Here is a 15,535-nt window from a genome sequence, read left to right on the forward strand (position 1 = left end):
GCGCCTTGATGGGCCTTTCCCAATCGCCTAAAGGTCGTCAGACATTTAACGCGCGGATAAAAAGACGGAGGATTTCATGGCAAATGATCTTATGGCGGGCAAACGTGGCCTTATCATGGGGCTGGCCAACGACAAATCCATTGCGTGGGGCATCGCCAAGGCCTGCGCGGACGCGGGTGCGCAGCTGGCGTTCTCCTATCAGGGCGAGGCGCTGAAAAAACGCGTGGGACCTTTGGCAGCAGAGCTTGGCAGCGACCTTGTCCTGCCTTGTGACGTATCAGACGAGGCATCGATGGATGCGCTTTTCGACACGTTGAAGGACACATGGGGCAGCCTTGACTTCGTGGTGCACGCAATTGGCTTTTCAGACAAGAGCGAATTGCGCGGGCGTTATGTGGACACGTCCCGCAGCAATTTTACCATGTCGATGGATATCTCTGTCTACTCGTTTACCGCCGTGGTTCAGCGCGCCGAAAAGCTCATGCGCGACGGGGGGTCGTGCCTGACACTCACCTATTACGGCGCGGAAAAGGTGATGCCGCATTACAACGTGATGGGTGTGGCCAAGGCAGCACTTGAGGCATCGGTGAAATATCTCGCTGAAGATCTCGGCAAGGACGGTATCCGCGTCAACGCGATTTCGGCGGGTCCCATCAAGACGCTGGCGGCCTCCGGGATCGGTGATTTCCGCTACATCATGAAATGGAACGAATACAACTCTCCGCTGCGCCGCAACGTGACCACCGAGGATGTGGGCAAGGCGGCGCTTTTCCTGCTGTCGGATCTCGGGTCCGGCACCACTGGCGAAAACCTGCATGTGGATGCAGGCTATCATGTCGTCGGCATGAAGGCGGTAGACGCTCCGGACATGAGCAAGGGCTGACCCGATGAGCGTTGAGAGCGTGATCGCCTTCAATCTCGTGGTGGCCGCGGCCATCGCAAGCCCGGGGGCTGCGTTGCTGTATTTCATCAAGACCTGTGTGAGTGCGGGGCGCCGGACCGGCATCGCCGTGGGCATCGGGCTGGGCACGGCGGCAGCCTTGTGGACGCTGGCAGCGCTCTTGGGGCTCGAGACGCTGTTTGCGCTGTTTCCGTGGGCATATACAGTGCTCAAAGGGGCAGGCGCGCTGTATCTGATGTGGATCGCCATCCAGACGTGGAGAGCGGCACGCGATCCGCTACCGGAAGCCGACCGCCCGGCGGGGCGTGCATTTGTCTCGGGACTGCTCGTTAATGCCGGCAACCCCAAATCCATGCTGTTTGCGGCCGCCGTCATCGTTGTGGTGTTCCCGCAGGGGCTTGCTGGCGTCGATATTGCGCTGATTGTCGCCAACCACCTGCTTTTGGAAATTGCATTCTATTCGATCTGTGCCGTGGCGCTCTCCAGCGCACCGGCCCGGCGCCGGTACCTCGGTGCCAAACCTCTGCTTGACCGCATCGCGGCAACCATTTTGGGCGCACTCGGCCTGCGCCTGCTCTTGGAAAGGTAACCGTCATGACCACCAAAGACCCGTCCCGCCTGCCCCACGAAAAAGGCTTTCACGTCTCGTGGGATCAATTGCACCGTGATGCCCGTGCGCTGGCATGGCGGCTCGATGGCCGCGGCCCGGATGACGGCGCGTGGCGTGCGGTTGTGGCGATCACCCGTGGCGGGATGGCCCCCGCGATGATCGTGGCGCGTGAACTCGACATTCGCACCGTCGATACAATATCGGTCAAAAGCTACCACTCGGGCGGCGGCAAAGCCGATCAGCGTCGCGACGCCGAGGTACTCAAAAGCCCCAACGACGCCATGATGGGCGACGGCACTGGCATTCTGGTGGTCGACGATCTGGTGGATACGGGCAAGACACTGGAACTTGTACGCCGGCTCTATCCAAATGCGCATTTTGCCACGATATACGCCAAGCCTCAGGGCGAGCCACAGGTCGAAACCTTTATCACCGGCGTGAGCCAGGACACATGGATCTTCTTTCCCTGGGATATGGCACTGCAATACGTCGAACCATACCGCGGCAAGGACTGACACAGATTGGTACCGGCGCGCTCTTTCACTTTGCCAGATAAACTCCCGCCGGAGGCTCCCCGGCTTTCCACCCGCCCGTCAGGAGATCAGACGTCATGACGCTGCCACGCACCGCAACCACCTTCCGCCCCCCGGTCATGGAGGCGCGGCGCTGGGTCGAGGGCGTCAGCTTTGCGCCCGACCGCCCGCTGATCAACGTCAGCCAAGCTGCCCCGGTCGATCCGCCCCCCGACGGGTTGCGACAGGCCATGGCAGAGGCGGCGCTGCAAAACGATTCCGCCCACCTTTACGGTCCCGTCCTCGGCCTGCCCGCCCTGCGCGACGCGCTGGCCGCGCGCACGGCAAAACTTTATGGCGGTTCGGTCACCGCAGAGGATGTGGCCATCACCTCGGGCTGTAATCAGGCATTTGCCGCCGCGATTGCAATGCTCTGCGCCGAAGGCGACGAGGTCATTCTGCCGACGCCGTGGTACTTCAACCACAAAATGTGGCTCGACATGTCAGGCGTAAACGCGGTGGCCCTGCCGACGGGCGCAGACCTGCTGCCCGATCCGCAAAAAGCCGCCGCTCTGATTTCGCCGCAGACCCGTGCGATTGCGCTGGTCACCCCGAACAACCCCTGCGGCGTGGAATATCCGGCAGAACTGGTCGGCGCATTTCTGGATCTCGCACGCCGCCACGGGATCGCGCTGATCGTTGATGAGACCTACCGCGACTTCCACAGTGGCACCGGCGCGCCGCATACGCTTTTTCGGGACGAGAACTGGCGCGATACGCTGATCCATCTGTACTCCTTCTCCAAGGCGTACCGGCTGACAGGGCACCGGGTCGGCGCCATGATCGCGTCGCCTGCGCGTCTGGCCGAAGTGGAAAAATTCCTCGACACAGTCGCCATCTGTCCCGGGCAGATCGGGCAATACGCGGCCTTGTGGGGCATGCAAAACCTCGATCAGTGGCTGGCAGGCGAACGCGACGAGATACTCGCGCGCCGCGCGGCCATCAGCGCCGGGTTTCACCGTTTGGAAAAGCACGGTTGGAAGCTTTTGGGGCTGGGTGCCTATTTTGCCTATCTCGCACATCCCTTTGATCAGAGCTCGGCCGATCTTGCGCCACGTATGGTGACGGAGTGCGGGCTGTTGTGCCTGCCCGGAACAATGTTTACCCCGCCCGATGACCCTTCGGGCGCGCGGCAGTTGCGCATCGCCTTTGCCAATCTGGACGCAGATGGCATCGACACACTTTTCGCACGCCTCGAAAGCTGGGCAGGCTGACGGTTCTGCCACGGTTCAGGCCCCTCTTGCCCCTGCGCGCGCAGCCGCATAGATAGGTCCGCAACATCACCATCACGCGACGCGCAAAAGGATGACCATGGCCAAGGGCTCGAGCATTTCAAAAACCGCCATCTGGATTCTCATGGGTCTGCTGATCCTTGGTCTTGCGGGCTTTGGCGCCACCAACCTCGGGGGCAACATCCGCACCATTGGCACCGCTGGCGACAAACCGATTCCGGTGCAGACATACGCGCGACAATTGCAGCAGGAAATGACCGCCGTTACACAGCAGACCGGACAGGCCCTGCCCTTTGCGCAGGCTCAGGCGATCGGTCTGGACCGCGCGGTCCTGCAGCGGCTGGTCGCCACGCGCTCGCTGGATCACGAAACCGCACAGCTTGGCATCTCGATCGGAGACGAGCAGCTGCGCAATCGCATCCTCGACATTCAGGGCTTTCAGGGGCTCGACGGGTCGTTTGACCGCGAGGCTTACCGTTTTGCGCTGCAGAGCAGCGGTCTGTCCGAGCAGGAATTTGAAACCCAACTGCGCGAAGAAGTCGCGCGCACCATCTTACAAGGCGCGGTCCTTGGCGGCATATCGATGCCCGAGACCTACACCGACACGCTGCTCAACTACGTCGGCGAGCAGCGCAGCTTTACCTGGAGCACGCTCGACGCAGGCAATCTGACCGAACCGCTGGAAACGCCGGACGATGCCACGCTGCGCGCGCATTATGACGAAAACATCGATGATTTCACCCTGCCCGAAACCAAGGAAATCACCTACGCGATCCTGACCCCGGACGACCTGATCGATACCATCGAGATCGATGATGAAACACTGCGGGCCGCGTACGAGGAACGCAGTGCGGAGTTCAACCAGCCGGAGCGCCGCCTTGTTGAGCGTCTGGTCTATCTTGACGGCGAAAGCGCCCAAGCCGCGCTGCAATCGATCAACGATGGCACCGCCTTTGAAGAAGTGGTTGCCACGCGAGGGCTAGAGTTGTCTGATATCGATCTGGGCGACGTCGCCCGCGACGATCTGGGCGAGGCCGCTGACGCGGTATTCGCGGCAGATGTCGGCGCCGTTGTCGGCCCCCTGCCCAGTGAACTGGGGCCTGCGCTCTTCCGCGTCAATGGTGTGCTCGCAGCGCAAGAGACCTCTTTCGAAGAGGCAATTCCCGAATTGCGGCCCGCAATTGTCAATGACAGGGCACGGCGGGTGGTCGAGGCGCAGGCCGAAAACCTCGACGACCTTTTGGCCGGCGGTGCGACGCTGGAAGAACTGGGGCAAGAGACGGACATGCGCACCGGGCAGATATCCTGGAGCGTTGAAAACTTTGACGCGGTCGCCTCATATCAGGCGTTCCGCGAGGCCGCCGCTGCTGTCGGCCCTTCCGATTTTCCTGAAATCGAGCTGTTGGACGACGGGGGCCTTTTTGCCCTGCGTCTGGACGAGGTCTTGCCACCGCGCCCCGCCCCGTTTGAGGAAGCCCGCGAAGATGTGCTGGCCCATTGGGAAGCCGCCGAAACCACGCGCCGCTTGAGCGTGCAGGCCGAAGACATCGTGACCCAGATCGGTGAAGGCGCAAGTTTTGCCGATGCCGGGCTCGACGCCGTTGTCGAAGAGAACCTTCTGCGCTCTGACTTTGTACCCGGGACACCGCCCGCTTTCATGCTGCGTGTTTTCGAGATGGAGGAAGGGGACACCACGTTGGTCGAAAGTGAAGCCGCAGTCATCGTGCTACGCCTCGATGGTATCGCGCCCCCCGCAGAAGATGGTGAGGCCGCGCAACTGGCCGAGCAACTGGGCGCGCAGGCCGATCAGCAGCTGGCGCGGGACATCTTCCAAGCATTCAGTGCGGATGTGACCCGCCGCGCCGATCCGCAAATCAATCAGCAGGCGCTTCAAGCCGTGCACGTGAACTTTCCCTGATTGATATGGCACTGACCCCGGAATTCTCCGAGTTTGACGCCGCTTATGCGGCGGGGCGCAACCAGATCGTCTATACCCGACTGGCCGCAGACCTCGATACACCTGTTTCGCTGATGCTGAAGCTGACAGGCGCGCAAAAGGATGCTTTCGTTCTGGAATCGGTCACTGGCGGCGAAGTACGCGGTCGGTATTCGATCATCGGGATGAAGCCCGATCTGGTCTGGCGGTGTCGTGGAGATGCAAGCGAGATCAACCGAGCCGCGCGCTATGACGCGGACAGCTTTGCGCCGCTGGAGGGCAATCCGCTCGATACGCTCCGCGCTCTGATCGACGAAAGCCGAATTGATCTGCCGCACGACCTGCCACAAGCGGCGGCGGGCCTTTTCGGCTATCTGGGCTATGACACCGTGCGACTGGTCGAGCACCTGCCTGACATCAACCCCGACCCCTTGGGGCTGCCCGATGCTGTGATGTTGCGCCCTTCGGTGGTTGCTGTGCTGGACGGGGTAAAGGGCGAGGTTACTGTGGTTTCGCCTGCATGGGTCTCGGACGGGCAGACTGCCCGGGCGGCCTACGCGCAAGCCGCCGAGCGTGTGATGGACGCGGTGCGCGATCTGGAACGCGCCATGCCAGCCGCGACACGTGATCTGGGCGATGAAGCGCCCGCAGATGCGCCGATCTCCAACTTTACACATGAAGGCTATAAAGCCGCGGTGGAGCGGGCCAAGGAATACATCTGCGCTGGCGACATTTTTCAAGTGGTACCCTCGCAGCGCTGGACGCAGGAATTCAAGCTCGAGCCATTCTCGCTCTATCGCAGTTTGCGCCGGACAAACCCTTCGCCGTTTATGTTCTATTTCAATTTCGGCGGATTTCAGGTCATTGGTGCCAGCCCTGAAATCCTCGTGCGTGTCTTTGGCCGGGAGGTCACCATCCGCCCGATCGCCGGCACACGCCCGCGCGGCGCGACGCCGGAAGAGGACAACGCGCTGGAAGCCGATCTTCTGGCGGACAAGAAGGAATTGGCAGAGCATCTGATGCTGCTGGATCTTGGGCGCAACGACGTGGGTCGTGTCGCAAAGATCGGGACAGTGCGGCCCACAGAAGAGTTCATCGTCGAGCGCTATAGCCACGTCATGCACATCGTTTCGAATGTCGTTGGCGAGTTGCACGAGGACAAGGATGCGATAGACGCGTTTTTTGCTGGGATGCCTGCAGGAACGGTGTCAGGTGCACCGAAGGTCCGCGCGATGGAGATCATCGACGAGCTGGAGCCCGAAAAGCGCGGTGTCTACGGTGGCGGCGTCGGATATTTCAGTGCGGGGGGTGACATGGATATGTGTATTGCCCTGCGTACGGCGGTGGTTGCCGATCAAAAGCTGTATATTCAGGCCGGTGGCGGCGTGGTCTATGACAGTGATCCTGAGGCCGAGTATCAGGAAACCGTGCACAAATCGAATGCCATCCGGCGCGCCGCAGCAGACGCTGGGCGGTTTACAGGACAGGGCAACCGGTGACCCCTGTTGCCACGGGAAATTGTCAGCCCGGCAGAGACAGCACAGCGCCAACTGGTTTGATAGTGACGGCTTGGCGGTGCACGTGTTTGCAAGCTATCGCGCAGGTCATGCACTGAGATGCCGCGACCCGCGTTCGAAATCGGCCAAGAACGTTTTGCTCCGGGATCGACCGGCACGGTCAATTTACCAGTCTCCACCTTACCCGATCACACGCCGGTTCACCTGTCGGTCAAAGTCCACCATGGCAAGCGCCCCGGCCCCACCGTCTTTGTCTCTGCCGCAGTGCATGGTGACGAGGTCATTGGCGTCGAGATCGTCCGCCGCCTGCTGCGGGCACCGCAGCTTGCGCATCTGCGCGGCACTTTGTTGGTGGTGCCCATCGTCAACAGTTTTGGGTTTCTGAACCGTTCTCGCTACCTGCCGGACCGTCGCGACCTGAACCGCTGTTTTCCCGGACATCCCTCGGGGTCGCTTGGCGCGCGCCTTGCTCATATCTTTCTGAATGAAGTCGTTTTGCGCTGCGATCTTGGGATCGACCTGCATTCGGCTGCAATTCACCGCACCAATCTGCCGCAAATCAGGGTGTCACCGGGGGACGCCTCAACACAGCAGATGGCGCAAGCCTTTGGTGCGCCGGTGATCCTGACCTCCTCCTTGCGCGAAGGCTCTTTGCGTGCAGAGGCTGCCGAGCGTGGCACGTCGGTTCTGCTGTACGAAGCGGGAGAAGGGTTGCGCTTTGACGAGATGGCCGTGCGCGCCGGGGTCGCAGGTATCCTACGGGTGTTGCGCAGCCTGTCGATGCTGCCCGCCAAAGGGATCGCCAAAGCGCGTGCAGGTTCGCTGGTGTGCACATCATCTTCTTGGCTGCGGGCCCCTGCAGGCGGCGTGCTGCGCGCGTTTCGCGCCGAAGGGGATGCCGTGTCTGAAGGAGAGGTTCTTGCCAGCGTTTCCGATCCATTTGGTGTGGACGAAACAGAGATTGTCGCGCCCCGCGACGGCATATTGATTGGCCGGGCTGTCCTGCCCATCGTCAATGAAGGGGATGCCATTTTTCACCTCGCGGAGGTCAGCCATTCGGCTGCGGATACGACTGTTGAGGCCCATGAGAGGCAACTCGGCGCGGACCCTCTTTTTGACGAAGATGAGATCATCTAACACCTGGATTCTATTGGATTTCTGTAAAAATCTTTTGAAAAACATCGGCGTACCTGTGCCTAATTCAAGGTCTGCGTTCAAAGCCTTAACCCATCGCGGCCTATCTTGAGGCAAAGCGGCGTGTCCATCCGGCACGCTGTCTTTTTGCTGGGAGAGGAGAACGCACGTCATGAAACGCGCGCTGAAACTGCGGTTCCGCCGTTTTTGCATCAGCAGGCCGCAATCTCTGTGGCGGCGTTACGCATTGGGATTTCTGTTCATCTTTGCCACAATCTCCGCCTCGCATTTGGCATCACTGGCAACCATCGCGGCAGCAGAAGATGATGCTGAGGTGCTGAGCGTCAGTGGCCGCCAGAGGATGCTAAGCCAGCGCATTCTGTTTTTAATGAGCGAAATCGAAAGACCTAATGCGACCGAAAGCACAGCAGCCCGTCTCGAAGCGGCACTCGACCTGTTTGAAAGTTCGCATGAGTGGTTGACGCAGTTGCCGGATTTGTCACCGGCCTTGCAGGAACTCTACTTTGAAAAAGAGCCGATCTCGCTAGACGCCTTCTCACGCCGTTTTGTGTCGATGGTCGGTATTGTCAGCACTGCGGGCGAGGCGCAACGGGCAGAACTGCAACCAATTCTGGCGCAATGGGGCAAACACGATCTCTTCTCTTCTCTGGCCACAGCTGCAGACCTCTTTCAGAAGGAATCGCAAGATCGCATTGCGACCCTCCAGTTCATACAAAAGGCAACGCTGTTTGCAGCCCTGCTTGTGCTTCTTGCCGAAGCCTTGTTGATTTTCCTGCCGGCGCAAATTTCCGTCAACTCTGCAATCCGGCGACTGGAGCAGCGCAAGCGGTTGCTCAAAGGGTCGATGGCGCGTCTCAAAGAGCGCAACGCGGAATTGACCAGCGCGCGCGAAGATCTCAGCCGAGCCGCCAATCAGGACCCTTTGACCAAGCTTTTTAACCGACGCGCCATCTACCAGAAACTGAATATGCCCACGGACGACACAGCAGGCGGCGGCGACAACATGATTGTGGTCATGAAGCTGGATTTGGACGACTTTAAGCAGGTCAACGACACTTACGGGCACAGCGCTGGCGACACCTTACTTGTGCATGTCGCCGAAACCCTGCGCCGCCATTGCAGCGCGGCGAATGCAACGGCGGGCCGGATCGGTGGCGACGAATTTGTTATTCTGATGGTGCAACCTTCCTCGCTGGAAGACGTCAACCGCTTCTCGGAACAGATCATCGAAGACATCAGGTCGCCCCTGATGATTGACGATGTGCAGTGTCAGGTAGGTGCCAGCATCGGCTATACGGTTGCGACATCCTCGGTGGCGACCAGCGACCAGATGCTGATCGAGGCTGATCTGGCGCTCTACGAGGCAAAACGCACCGGAAGGGGCCGTTATTACGCCTACTCGACGAAACTGGCCGAAGAAATCGAAACCCGCCGGCATCTGTTCCAGCAAATCACCCGCGCGCTTTCCGAAGACCAGTTCGAAGCCTACCTTCAACCGCAAATCTTTACGGACACCGGTGCGATCTACGGATGCGAAGTTCTTGCCCGGTGGCGGCATCCCGAGCGCGGTATTGTGCCGCCAGCCACATTTATCGCGGCGGCTGAAGAAGCCGGACTGGTGGATCAGATTGATCGCCTGATGATCGTCAAGGGACTTGATCTGCTCGAAGAATTTCTGGCCAGCGGCATTGATTTGCCATCAATTTCGGTGAACGCATCGCCGCAAACACTGCGTGACCCACATCTGACGGGCCGGCTTTTGCAAGATGTGCATGAACGTCTTCTAACTCCGGACCGTCTGACTGTGGAGGTCTTGGAAAGTACTTTGATCGAAAATGACGACGATGTCGCGTTACGAACAATCGAGCAGTTGGCAGCGGCAGGCTTTTCAGTGGTGATGGATGATTTCGGCACAGGCTACGCGTCAATGTCGAACCTGTCGCGATTGCGATTGTCGGGGATCAAGCTGGATCAGTCACTAATCAAACCGGTGCCTGATCCGCGCGCTGACAGTATCATTTCAGCTTTGGTCACGCTTGCCGCGAGCCTTGAGATGAAAGTGGTCGCGGAAGGCGTGGAAACTGATCAGCACTTTGATACAGTCCGCCGCTTGGGGTGCGATGTCGTACAAGGCTACGGCGTCAGCCGCCCAATGCCGGCTGACACGTTTCAGAACTGGTACGCAGACTATTGTGGCAGTCAGGCGCGATTGCGCACTGGATCAGGGCGTCGCGCGTAATACCGCAGATACCGGCGCAAGTGCGACGCGCGACGCGCGGTCTTGCAGCCCCCAGACCAGCAGCGCGGAAATCGTCTCTTCACGCAGACGGCCAAGCATGACGACACCGCCCTCCTGTCTGGCTTTGAAAGCCGCCTGATCCAGAAAACGCCTGATGACGGTTGGTGTCTGATCTTTTGAGTCGAAATCGCGGAAGACCACCGCAGAAGGTACGCCTTCGCGCGCTGCCAGTTTCTGCACGGTGTTCAGCCCGACATTCTGCGTCACGAAACCATGCCCCGACGCGGCAAGAATTTTGGCAACCTGCCGGCCACTTTCTATCGTTGTCTGCACACCGGTGCCCACGCCTTCGAGCACGCCAACAACATCGGTCACCCGATCGAGCGCCACAGACATGTTCACTTCTGCATCTGTCGCCGTCGCACCCTCCGGCAGGTTGACCATCGCCAAGACCTCAAAACCTTCGGCCCGATAGGCGGCAATCCGGTCGGCGGCGTCCGGCAGGCTCGAGTCCACCGCAAAGGTGATGGGATACGGAAAGCTGCGCAGCGCCGGCAAGCCGATTTTTTCGGCGTTTATATCCTGACCCTGATCCATCAAGACGATTGCCATCGGTGGCTTGTTTTCCGGGTTTTCAAAGGGCTCGGCGTGCCGTTGAACCGGTGGAACATCACTCTCTACCGGCGCGTCGGTGACGGGCTCCTCTGCCTCCGTCTGTGCGCCGCTGTCTTCTTGCGGCGTGGTGGCCAGCGAGGGCAAGCGATTGACCGTGACGCTTGCCGGCGCAGTCTCGCTGGCGACAAACTGCACCTGATCGGGCGTGGCGGCCGGATCGGGTCTCACTTGCGCCAATGCCTCGGGCGCAGGCGCGGGCGTCGGTATGGCCCCTACTTTTTCTGGCAGACCGTCATCGGCGGGCGCGCTCTGTTCCGGGGCAACCGGCGACGCCGCGCTTGTGACATCGGCGCGTACCACTGCGCTCGAGCTTTCGCCGGGTGCCTGCGCCGCATCAACGGCCGCAGGCTCGGCAATCCCGGCCAAAACCGACAACTGCGGCGCATCCGCTTCGAACTGCACTGCAGGCGGCTCTGTCTCAAGGCTCGCAATTACAGTAGCGGCAGGCGCGGTCACCGAGGTCACTGCCTCTGGCTGCGGTGCGTCAACGATCTTCGGGGCGGTGGTCCCTGCCGTCTGCGCCACAGCGGTTGCTGTCTCTTCCTCCAACGCGGCTGACGATTGAGCAGGCGTCGCAGTGTCGGTATCGGCGATTTGTGCTTCGGGTGCGGCAGAGGCGATGATCTCTTCAGGTGAAGGGTCGGATTGCGGCACCGGGAGCGCAGTCTCGTATTGCGGCTGCACCTCCGTGCTGGCAATTGCCGGCGCGCTTTGCATGACTTGCGGCGCCGCGCTGGCCGCGGCATCTGCAGCCTCGGGTGCAGTGGCACGTTCTGATGCCTGTGTCGGCGTTGCGGATGGCGTGTCTGGCTCCAACGGGTCTGACAAATCAGCCGTTTCAATTACGACCACTGGCGCGGCGGGCTGCACCGGATCCGCGGAGAAATCAGCGATCACGCTTCCAGTCATCCCCGGCTCGGAATCCTGCAAGGGCGCTTCCGGTGCCACCGGGTCGGATGCGACCTCAACCTCATCAAATGCTGATTGCGGCAGGTTTTCCGTAGGCAACGGGGGTTGCGCCGGGTCAGTACTGATTGACGCTTCACGTTCCGAGCTTGGCGTGGCGAGCCCGATTTGCGGCGCGCTTGAGACTTGAGGTGCCGGACGGTTTACAACCGCCACACCGTCCGGGGCATCCGCAACCGAGAACACCCCGTCTCCAAGGGCTGTGGCGTCTCCGGTCACCGGGACCGCAGCAGGTGTATCAACGTCGGGCGCAAGCCCGGCCAGCGTGTCCGGCGATGACGCCGGTTGCGGCAAACCTGTAGCGGTATCTGTCTGCGATGTCTCCGGCAGAGCGCGTGTATCTCCGTCGCTCCCGGCGTTTTCAGCGGCCAATCGCTGTTGCCGCGGCCCGTCATCGGCCACAGAGACGATCGTCACCGCGCCAAGACCGACGCACGCGCCCCACAGCGCGCCTTTGATGAATCCTCTGGCCACGATATGCCCATCCTCTTGCTCAACGCGCCCCGATCAGTGGCGAAGCCACCGCCGAAGCGTTCGTTTGTGTGATCTGCCCGGCTTTTGCACCCCTTGACGCGGCCTGCCAAGCCTGAACATCTATGCGCCAACTATACCGCGCTTGTGGCCTGTGCCTCCAGCCCTCTTTGCAAAGATTTAGACATGTTGCTGCTGATCGACAACTACGACAGTTTTACTTACAATTTGCTCCATTATTTGGGCAGTTTAGGGGCAGATGTCGTCGTCAAGCGGAACGACGCAATCGACGTGCAGCAGGCAATGGCGATGAATCCCGGCGGAATCTTGCTGTCGCCTGGCCCTTGCGACCCCGATCAGGCCGGGATTTGTCTGGCCCTGACCCAAGCCGCCGCAGAGACGCGCACCCCCTTGATGGGTGTCTGCCTTGGGCACCAGACCATCGGACAGGCCTTTGGCGGCAAGGTTGTGCGTGCCGATGACATCGTGCACGGCAAGATGGGAGAAATTCATCACCAGTCCAAAGGTCTTTTCGCCGGAGTGCCGTCGCCATTCGCCGCAACACGGTATCACTCGCTGGTTGTAGAAAAATCCACTCTGCCGGAGTGTCTGGAAGTCACGGCCTCTTTGACAGACGGCACGATCATGGGCCTGCAGCACCGCGAGTTACCCATCCACGGGGTGCAGTTTCACCCCGAATCGATCCGTTCCGAACACGGGCACGCACTGCTGCAAAACTTTATTGACGTCATGAAGGTACCGGCATGAGCGAAACGCTGAAACCACTGATTGGCGCTGCAGCCGACGGCCCCCTGACACGTGCGCAGGCCGAAGAAGCCTTTGGCATTCTGTTTGACGGCGAGGCCACGCCCAGCCAGATCGGCGGATTGCTCATGGCCTTGCGCACCCGTGGCGAAACCGTGGAGGAATATGCCGCCGCCGCCGCGGTGATGCGCGCCAAGTGTAACGCAGTGCGTGCGCCAAAAGGCGCGATGGACATCGTAGGCACAGGTGGTGACGGCAAGGGCACGCTGAACATCTCGACCGCAACCGCATTTGTTGTTGCGGGCGCGGGGGTCGTGGTGGCCAAACACGGCAACCGCAATCTGAGTTCAAAATCAGGTGCAGCCGACGCCCTGACACAGATGGGACTGAACGTGATGGTCGGCCCTGAGGTTGTGGAAAAGGCGCTCGCTCAGGCGGGCATCGGGTTTATGATGGCCCCGATGCATCACCCTGCGATCGCCCACGTTATGCCGACACGCGCAGAACTTGGGACCCGAACAATCTTTAACATTCTGGGTCCGCTGACCAACCCCGCCGGGGTCAAACGCCAGTTGACCGGCGCGTTTTCCCGCGACCTGATCCGCCCCATGGCCGAGACGCTGGCAGCGTTGGGTTCGGAAAAAGCGTGGCTCGTACACGGATCGGACGGCACAGATGAGTTGACAATTACCGGAGTCAGCTGGGTCGCCGCGCTCGACACCGACGGCACAGTCAACGATACCGAAATTCACCCCGAAGATGCGGGCCTGCCCGTGCACCCGTTCGAGGCAATCGTCGGGGGAACACCGGAAGAAAACGCCCGCGACTTCAAAGCACTGCTCGCGGGTGAGACCTCGGCCTACCGCGATGCGGTCCTTCTCAACGCTGCCGCCGCGCTTGTCGTTGCGGATGCGGCATCTGATTTGAAAGACGGGGTGGCCATGGCAGCCGCCGCCATCGATAGCGGCGCTGCGCGCGACAAGATCGAAATGGTGGCCCGGATCACGTCAGCCGCGTGACGCCTGATGCGCTTGACCGTCTGGGCGCATGGCGGACCTTACCCTTCTTCGACACGACATGGCCTGCAATCGAAAACTGTTTGGCAGCAGAGCCCGGCGTTGTATTGCCCGCGCGCTCACAGATATTTGCCGCGCTGGAACGGACACAGCCCGACCAGACCCGGGTCGTGATCCTTGGCCAAGACCCCTACCCGACGCCAGGGCACGCCCACGGCTTTGCATTCTCTGCGCATCAAGACACCCGGCCTCTTCCGCGTTCGCTGACGAACATCTTCAAGGAAATGCAAGAAGACTTAGGCGGCCACCCGCCTTCCGCGGATCTGCGCTTCTGGGCGGATCAGGGCGTGCTCTTGCTGAATTCCACGCTCACAGTGCCGGCACATCGTGCAGGTGGTCACGCCAAACTGGGCTGGCAGCACCTGACGGGCCAGATCCTCGCGCATCTGGCGCAATCGCCGCGCGCATATCTGCTATGGGGCGCTCATGCACAAAAAGCAGCGCAGGACGTTGACCCCGCCTTTAACCTGAAAATTGAAACTGCCCACCCGTCGCCACTTTCGGCGCGACGCGGATTTTTTGGCTCTCGTCCGTTCAGCCGCGTCAATGCATGGTTGCAGGCCCGAGGGCTTGCGGCCATAAACTGGACGCATCCGCCGGAGGCCCCATGACAGAGACAATTCTAGACAAGATCAAAGCCTACAAGCTGCAAGAAGTTGCCGCAGACAAGGTCAAAAAAACGCTGGAGGCTGTGGAAGCCGAGGCAAAAGCGGCGCCACCCGTGCGCCCGTTTGCCGAAAGCTTGCATCTGGCTTCCACCGAAGGGTACGGCCTCATCGCCGAGATCAAAAAAGCAAGCCCGTCCAAGGGGTTGATCCGGGCGGATTTCGACCCCGAGGCCTTGGCAAGAGCTTATGCCGAAGGGGGAGCCACATGTTTGTCGGTGCTGACCGATACACCAAGCTTTCAGGGGGCAAAGGAATACCTCACCCAAGCGCGGGCAGCCTGTGACTTGCCCGCGTTGCGCAAGGATTTCATGTATGACACCTATCAGGTTGCCGAAGCGCGCGCGCTCGGTGCGGACTGCATTCTGATCATCATGGCTTCTGTCAGCGACGCGCAGGCCCAAGAGTTGGAAGACGCCGCCACGGCATGGGGCATGGACTGTCTGCTCGAAGTGCACGACGCGGCAGAACTCGAACGCGCCAGTAAGCTTCAAAGCCGTCTGATGGGCATCAACAACCGCAATTTGAAAACCTTTGAGACTACGCTCGACACGACGCGCACGCTGTCCAAAGATGTTCCGGCGGATCGGTTAATCGTCTCCGAAAGCGGGCTTTCGACCCCCGGTGATCTGGCAGACATGGCGCGCTACGGCGCGCGCATATTCCTCATTGGGGAAAGCCTGATGCGTCAGTCGGATGTTGCGGTCGCAACGCGGGACCTGATTGCAGAACCCGCCACGCCGGGAGGAATATAA

13 protein-coding genes are annotated in these 15,535 nt (G+C 60.6%); 12 read left to right on the forward strand and 1 reads right to left on the reverse strand.

Annotated elements, in window-relative coordinates; genetic code table 11:
• Positions 1-76: 76 nt before the first annotated feature.
• The 8 genes from fabI to AC2D8V_RS07855 all read left to right on the forward strand — a co-directional run bounded on the left by fabI (position 77) and on the right by AC2D8V_RS07855 (position 10,162).
• Positions 77-883 (forward strand): enoyl-ACP reductase FabI, encoded by an 807-nt coding sequence (gene fabI, locus AC2D8V_RS07820; RefSeq protein WP_484732970.1) that lies wholly within the window; start codon positions 77-79, stop codon positions 881-883.
• 4 nt (positions 884-887) lie between these two features.
• Entirely contained in the window at positions 888-1,490 is a 603-nt protein-coding gene (locus AC2D8V_RS07825; RefSeq protein ID WP_484732971.1) for a LysE family translocator, read from the forward strand.
• A gap of 5 nt (positions 1,491-1,495) precedes the next feature.
• Positions 1,496-2,026: a xanthine phosphoribosyltransferase gene (gene gpt / locus AC2D8V_RS07830; RefSeq protein WP_484732972.1), complete on the forward strand. Its 531-nt coding sequence runs from the start codon at positions 1,496-1,498 to the stop codon at positions 2,024-2,026.
• A 95-nt stretch (positions 2,027-2,121) separates the two neighbouring features.
• The gene (locus tag AC2D8V_RS07835) at positions 2,122-3,297 is read left to right on the forward strand and encodes an aminotransferase (protein ID WP_484732973.1); all 1,176 of its coding nucleotides are present in this window, start codon (positions 2,122-2,124) and stop codon (positions 3,295-3,297) included.
• A gap of 97 nt (positions 3,298-3,394) precedes the next feature.
• On the forward strand, positions 3,395-5,233 hold the full coding sequence (locus tag AC2D8V_RS07840) for a SurA N-terminal domain-containing protein (protein ID WP_484732974.1): 1,839 nt from the start codon (positions 3,395-3,397) through the stop codon (positions 5,231-5,233).
• Between the two features lie 5 nt (positions 5,234-5,238).
• Positions 5,239-6,750: an anthranilate synthase component I gene (trpE, locus tag AC2D8V_RS07845; protein WP_484732975.1), complete on the forward strand. Its 1,512-nt coding sequence runs from the start codon at positions 5,239-5,241 to the stop codon at positions 6,748-6,750.
• A gap of 117 nt (positions 6,751-6,867) precedes the next feature.
• Complete coding sequence (locus tag AC2D8V_RS07850; protein ID WP_484732976.1) at positions 6,868-7,905, forward strand: succinylglutamate desuccinylase/aspartoacylase family protein; 1,038 nt, start codon at positions 6,868-6,870, stop codon at positions 7,903-7,905.
• A gap of 169 nt (positions 7,906-8,074) precedes the next feature.
• Positions 8,075-10,162 (forward strand): putative bifunctional diguanylate cyclase/phosphodiesterase, encoded by a 2,088-nt coding sequence (locus AC2D8V_RS07855; RefSeq protein WP_484732977.1) that lies wholly within the window; start codon positions 8,075-8,077, stop codon positions 10,160-10,162.
• Here the strand turns inward: AC2D8V_RS07855 and AC2D8V_RS07860 are convergent.
• Positions 10,145-12,277: a divergent polysaccharide deacetylase family protein gene (locus AC2D8V_RS07860; protein ID WP_484732978.1), complete on the reverse strand. Its 2,133-nt coding sequence runs from the start codon at positions 12,275-12,277 to the stop codon at positions 10,145-10,147. The two genes, AC2D8V_RS07855 and AC2D8V_RS07860, sit on opposite strands and share 18 nt — an antisense overlap.
• Before the next feature lie 183 nt (positions 12,278-12,460).
• On the opposite strand from AC2D8V_RS07860, the gene AC2D8V_RS07865 reads away from it, so the two are divergent.
• The 4 genes from AC2D8V_RS07865 to trpC are packed head-to-tail and all read left to right on the forward strand — an operon-like array spanning position 12,461 to position 15,535.
• Positions 12,461-13,042, forward strand: a complete 582-nt coding sequence (locus AC2D8V_RS07865) for an anthranilate synthase component II (protein ID WP_484732979.1) — start codon at positions 12,461-12,463, stop codon at positions 13,040-13,042.
• Positions 13,039-14,058, forward strand: coding sequence for an anthranilate phosphoribosyltransferase (gene trpD / locus AC2D8V_RS07870; RefSeq protein ID WP_484732980.1), 1,020 nt, complete (start codon positions 13,039-13,041; stop codon positions 14,056-14,058). The genes AC2D8V_RS07865 and trpD overlap by 4 nt, the downstream gene beginning before the upstream one ends.
• Positions 14,055-14,726 (forward strand): uracil-DNA glycosylase, encoded by a 672-nt coding sequence (locus AC2D8V_RS07875; protein WP_484732981.1) that lies wholly within the window; start codon positions 14,055-14,057, stop codon positions 14,724-14,726. The genes trpD and AC2D8V_RS07875 overlap by 4 nt, the downstream gene beginning before the upstream one ends.
• Positions 14,723-15,535, forward strand: coding sequence for an indole-3-glycerol phosphate synthase TrpC (trpC, locus tag AC2D8V_RS07880; protein WP_484732982.1), 813 nt, complete (start codon positions 14,723-14,725; stop codon positions 15,533-15,535). Before AC2D8V_RS07875 ends, trpC begins: the two co-directional genes overlap by 4 nt.

The sequence above is a fragment of the Roseobacter sp. YIN89 genome (assembly GCF_057219365.1).